A 5,033-nucleotide genomic window follows, 5' to 3' on the forward strand; every position below is an offset into this window, starting at 1 on the left:
AGCCGGCCTTGGGCACGGCACCGCCATCACGCCCGCCACGCCCGCCACGCCGCCGCGCCCGGATCTGGCGCCGGCCCCCAGCCTGAGCATGCTGGCGCGCGGTGCGCCGCCGTTTGCCGGGCGCCGGGTGGGCGCACTGGTCACCGATGGTGCCAGCGCTGCCGTGGTGACCGCCATGCTGAAGGTCGTGACGGGGGCGGGCGCGCGCGTGCAAATCATCTGCCCCACCATCGGCGGCGTCACGCTTGATGATGGCAGCCAGTTGAAGGCCGATCACCAGTTGGCCGGCGGGCCGTCGGTGCTGTTCGACGCGGTGGCAATCATCACGTCGGAACGCGGTGCCCATGCGCTGCTGGGCGAATCCGCTGCTGTCGCCTTCGTGCACGATGCCTTTGCGCATCTGAAGGTCATCGGCGCCACGACCGATGCAATGCCGTTGCTGGAAGCGGCTGGCGTCGCCGAGGATGAAGGCGTGTGCGACCTTGATGCCAATGTTGCCGGCTTTGTCGACGCCGCCGCCGCGGGGCGGGTCTGGGCGCGGGAACCCGATGTGCGCAGCGTCTATTAGGCCCTGAACGCCTCAGAGGCCGGCGCGCGCCATCAAATCGGCCGTCGATGGATCAAGGCCGAGGTCTGTCCCGGCCAGCATGGCATTGGCCAGCTCCTTGCCCAGTTCCACGCCCCATTGATCGAACGGGTTGATGCCCAGCAGCACGGCGGCGGTGAAGGTGCGATGTTCGTAGAAGGCGATCAGCGCACCCAGCGTTTCGGCGTCCAGACGGTCCAGCAGCAGGGTCGATGAGGGCCGATTGCCGGGGAAGGTCTTGGCGCGCGCCAGGGCATCGTCGCCGCCCGATACGGCCTGCGCTTCGGCGAATGTGCGCCCCTTCAGCAGCGCCGCCCCCTGCGCCAGGCAGCTGGCCAGCAATTGCCGGTGATGGCTGGACGGCAACTGATGGCCCGGCTGCGTCACCGCCACGAACTCCACCGGCCCCACCACGGTGCCCTGGTGCAGCAGCTGGAACACCGCGTGCTGGGCATCGGTGCCGGTGCCGCCCCAGGTAATCGACGCGGTTGGCCCCGCCACCGGTGCGCCGTCGCGCGTCACCCGCTTGCCGTTCGATTCCATCTCCAGCTGCTGCAGATAGGCGGGCAGCAGGCGCAGCCGCTCGTCGTAACAGAACACGGCGCGGCTCTGCTGGCCCTGGCCGTGGGCCGCCCACACATCAGCGAGCGCCGCCAGCACCGGCAGGTTGCGGAACAGCGGGCGCTCCCGAAAATGCGCGTCCATGGCGGCGGCACCGGCGCGCAATTGAGCCAGCGCCTCAGGGCCGCAGCGCAGCGCCAGCGGCAGGCCCACGGCCGACCACAGGGAATAGCGCCCGCCCAGGCTGTCGGCGAACTCGAGCACCTCGCCCGCGCCCCAGGCCCGCGCTCGGTCGGGCCGGGCGGTGATGGCGATGCACTGGTCTCGCGAACCGCCGGCCGCCGCCAGCCAGGCCAGCGCCGTCTCGGCGTTGGTCATCGTCTCGAGGGTGGTGAAGGTCTTGGAGACGATCACCAGCCGCGTGGTGGCCGGATCACAGGCGGCCATGGCGCGGGCCAGCGCCTCGCCATCAATGTTGCTGACCACATGGACGGCCGGCCCATCACCATCTCGGCCCAGCGCATCGAGCAGCAGCGCCGGGCCCAGCGCCGAACCGCCGATGCCGATGTGGATGACGTGCCGTGTCCCGTCGCGGCGCAGACGGTTGGCCAGCGCATCTGCGGCCGCTGCCGATCGCGTTGCCGCAAGCGTGTCGGCGGCGCTGCCGCTGCCGCGTTCCGCCGTATGGGTGGCGGCGCGGCCTTCGGTGGGGTTGACGACAGCTCCGGAAAAGAGCCGCTCGCGCCAGCCGGCCAGATCGGCAGCGCGGGCTGCCTCCAGCATAAGCTCCAGCCCCGCCGCCGGGAGCGCCAGCCGGGAGAGATCGGCGTGGATGCTGCAGGCCGACAGGCTTAAGCGAGCCAGCCGGTCCGGTTCGGCGGCGAACAGGCCGGCAATGTCCACCGGCTGGGCCGCGAGACGGCGGATCGGAGCGAGATGGTCCATGGCCCATCTTTCCGGCGGGCCGGCGGCGAAGTCCAGAGGGGAACGGGCCCGCCCTGCAGGGACTTGACCAACCGCCGGCTTGCGCCCACGGCAGGCGCGATGACCCGCAAACGCCCCGCCGCGCCCGAACCGGGCCTGGGACTGGCTGACCGGCTGGCCCGGATCGATGCCTGGGCGCGTGACGTGCTGGGGCACGGATTTGCCGATCTGGCCCTGCTCGACCGGGCGCTCACCCACGGCAGTGCCAGCCGCGAGGCCGGCAGCAGCTATCAACGGCTGGAATTCCTGGGCGATCGCGTGCTGGGCTGTGCCGTTGCCACCCTGCTCTATGGCCGCCACGACGAGCCGGAGGGCCGGCTGACGGTGCGGCTGCACGCCATGGTGGAAGGCCCGGCCAACGCCCGCGTGGCGCGCGGCTGGAATGTGGGCCCGCTGATCACCATGGAGGCGGTGACCCGCGCCAAGGGCCTGGCCGACAGCGACAATGTGCTGGGCGACGTGGCGGAAGCCGTGGTGGCCGCGGTGTTCGTCGATGGCGGCTGGGAGGCAGCGCGCGCGCTGGTGGAGCGCCACTGGGGCCCGTTGATGTCCGCCGAACAGCCGTTTCTCAATGATCCCAAGAGCGCCCTGCAGATCTGGGCGCTGAAGCGCCGGCTGGGCATGCCCGTCTATCTGGTGGTGGGCCGCGAGGGGCCGGACCATGCGCCAACCTTCACCGTGGAGGTGACGGTGCGCGGCCAGCCGCCGGCCACCGGCCAGGGCAAGTCGCGGCAGGAGGCGGAGAAGGCGGCGGCCACGACCCTGCTGGCCATTGTGGAGAAGGCGGCATGACCCGTTGCGGCAGCATTGCGGTGGTCGGCGCGCCCAATGCGGGCAAGTCCACGCTGGTCAATGCCATCGTGGGCCAGAAGGTGGCGATCGTCTCGCCCAAGGTGCAGACGACGCGCCAGCGGCTGGTGGGCATCGCCATCCACGATCAGGCGCAGATGCTGCTGGTCGACACGCCGGGCATCTTCACGCCGCGCCGCCGGCTGGACCGCGCCATGGTGAAGGCGGCGTGGGACGGTGCCGGCGAGGCGGACGTGATCGCGCTGGTGGTCGACGCCAAGGCGGGCCTGAAGGGCGAGGTGCCGGCGATCATCGAGGGGCTGAAGAGCCGCCGTGAAGCGAAGCTGCTTGTGCTCAACAAGGTCGATATCTGCGTGAAAGAGCGCCTGCTGGCGCTGGCCGCCGAGGCCAACGCGCTGCTGCCGTTCGACAAGATCTTCTTCATCTCCGCCACCACCGGGGATGGTGTGGCCGAACTGAAGGCGGCGCTGGCCAGCCGGCTGCCGGAAGGGCCGTGGCATTATCCCGAAGACCAGCTGACGGCTGCCACCACGCGGCTGATGGCGGCCGAGCTGACGCGCGAGCAGCTCTATCTGCAGCTGTCGGCCGAGCTTCCCTATGCCGCCACCATCGAGACCGAGACCTGGGAGGAGCGGCGCGACGGCAGCGTGGCCATCCGCCAGCAGATCATCATCGAGCGGGACAGCCAGAAGGCGATCGTGCTGGGCAAGGGCGGCGCCCGCATCCGCAGCATCGGGGAAGCGGCGCGCGCCGCCATCGCCGAGCTGCTGGGCGTGAAGGTGCACCTGTTCCTGCATGTCAAGGTGAAGGCCGACTGGGGCGAGGACCGCAGCCTCTACAGCGCGGTGGGGCTGGACTTCGTGGACTAGAAAAACGAAACGCCCGGCTGCGGAAAGCGCAGCCGGGCGTGTTCGGTTGGCGCTGCCGCGGTTTAGGCCGCGACGGTGAGGCCAGCCGCCTTGCGACGGCGGGCCGCCGCGCCGACCAGGCCGAAGCCGGCGATCAGCATCGCCCAGGTGGACGGTTCCGGAACGGTGGGATCGCCACCGCCATCGAAGCCGCCGCCTTCACCCATACCGACACCAGAGCTGCCAAGGCGGCTGCCCTCGATCGACTGCCAGCGGATGATGAAATTGTTGAAGACCACCGACGTGATCGGATCAGCAAAGCTCAGCGTGAACTTCTGCAAGGCCGTGGTGTCGTCGAACACGCCGTCGCCACCGCCGCCACAATTACCCTTGCCACCAGGGTCATCGCCCTGCGATTCGATGCAGAAGTCGATCTTCGTCTTGCCGCCGATCTGCGGGAAACCGGCGTCGAGCAGGACACCCGTGAAAGGACCGGAAACGGCAGCGGCGCCAATAATTTCCGGGTCACCGTTGAAGCCGAAACCCGAAATCCGCCCACCGATTGGCTCTGACGACAGATTGTTGTCGAAACGGGCGTCGAATGACCAGGTATTCCCGGAGATGCCGGTCAGCTTGAACTGGACCGACGCGATCAGCCCGCTCTGTTCGACTTCACCAATGATGCCATTGAAGTCGTAGGTGAACGACTTGCCGATGTCGGCCGACGTCACCGTGATCGGCGAGTCGACGAGCGGCACCGCTGCGAGAACCGGGGCGCCAAGCATGAACGCCGGCGCAGCCAAGGTCAAAAGCAACTTGTTCATTTCCATTACCCCACCGTTAAGAACAGCCGGGTTATGACTCCAATCGCCGCCTGAATCAAGCGTAAATGCATCGTTAAAACTACCTAGGCGGTGGCTTTTCCCGGCAAGCCGCTATGATGGCGCCCATGATCCGCATCGAACCGGCGCTGGTGGTGGGACTGCTGCCGCATGGCGAGCATGGCGTGGTGGCGCGTTTCCTCGACGCGTCGTCGGGGCTGGTGGCGGCCTATGTCCATGGCGGACGCGGCCGGGCGCTGCGGGCTGTGCTGCAGCTGGGCAACCAGGTGGCGCTGGAATTGACGCCGCGCCGTGCCGGGCAGCTGCCGGTGGCCGCCGTTCACCCGCTGGCCAGCAACATGGCGATGCTGCACGGGCCGGCCGCCATGGCCGTGGTGGAGCATGTCGCCGGCCTGGCCGCCG

The 5,033-nt window shown here is 69.2% G+C and carries 5 protein-coding genes and 1 pseudogene; 4 read left to right on the top strand and 2 right to left on the bottom strand.

The genetic code is table 11. The features are described 5' to 3' along the window. Nucleotides 1-568, top strand: a pseudogene (locus GJV64_RS11135) (catalase HPII); the annotation flags it as partial. 12 nt (nucleotides 569-580) lie between these two features. Here the strand turns inward: GJV64_RS11135 and pgi are convergent. Next, the gene (pgi, locus tag GJV64_RS11140) at nucleotides 581-2,092 is read right to left on the bottom strand and encodes a glucose-6-phosphate isomerase (protein WP_164157300.1); all 1,512 of its coding nucleotides are present in this window, start codon (nucleotides 2,090-2,092) and stop codon (nucleotides 581-583) included. A 99-nt stretch (nucleotides 2,093-2,191) separates the two neighbouring features. Between pgi and rnc the strand changes: the two genes are divergently transcribed. Both rnc and era read left to right on the top strand, forming a co-directional pair. After that, complete coding sequence (gene rnc / locus GJV64_RS11145) at nucleotides 2,192-2,923, top strand: ribonuclease III (RefSeq protein ID WP_164157301.1); 732 nt, start codon at nucleotides 2,192-2,194, stop codon at nucleotides 2,921-2,923. After that, nucleotides 2,920-3,810 (top strand): GTPase Era, encoded by an 891-nt coding sequence (era, locus tag GJV64_RS11150; protein WP_164157302.1) that lies wholly within the window; start codon nucleotides 2,920-2,922, stop codon nucleotides 3,808-3,810. Before rnc ends, era begins: the two co-directional genes overlap by 4 nt. Before the next feature lie 62 nt (nucleotides 3,811-3,872). Here era and GJV64_RS11155 read toward each other — a convergent pair whose 3' ends face one another. Beyond that, nucleotides 3,873-4,619: a cistern family PEP-CTERM protein gene (locus GJV64_RS11155; RefSeq protein WP_164157303.1), complete on the bottom strand. Its 747-nt coding sequence runs from the start codon at nucleotides 4,617-4,619 to the stop codon at nucleotides 3,873-3,875. 119 nt (nucleotides 4,620-4,738) lie between these two features. On the opposite strand from GJV64_RS11155, the gene GJV64_RS11160 reads away from it, so the two are divergent. Next, a partial coding sequence (locus GJV64_RS11160) for a recombination protein O N-terminal domain-containing protein (RefSeq protein ID WP_205599601.1) occupies nucleotides 4,739-5,033 on the top strand: 295 nt, incomplete at its 3' end.

It is taken from the genome of Sandarakinorhabdus rubra (genome assembly GCF_010994245.1).
In the GTDB taxonomy this organism is placed as follows: Bacteria; Pseudomonadota; Alphaproteobacteria; order Sphingomonadales; family Sphingomonadaceae; genus Sandarakinorhabdus; species Sandarakinorhabdus rubra.

Coding starts and splice junctions, on each gene's coding strand:
- pgi (WP_164157300.1), bottom strand. CDS start 2,092: ATGGACCATCTCGCTCCGATCCGCCGTCTCGCGGCCCAGCCGGTGGAC.
- era (WP_164157302.1), top strand. CDS start 2,920: ATGACCCGTTGCGGCAGCATTGCGGTGGTCGGCGCGCCCAATGCGGGC.
- rnc (WP_164157301.1), top strand. CDS start 2,192: ATGACCCGCAAACGCCCCGCCGCGCCCGAACCGGGCCTGGGACTGGCT.
- GJV64_RS11155 (WP_164157303.1), bottom strand. CDS start 4,619: ATGGAAATGAACAAGTTGCTTTTGACCTTGGCTGCGCCGGCGTTCATG.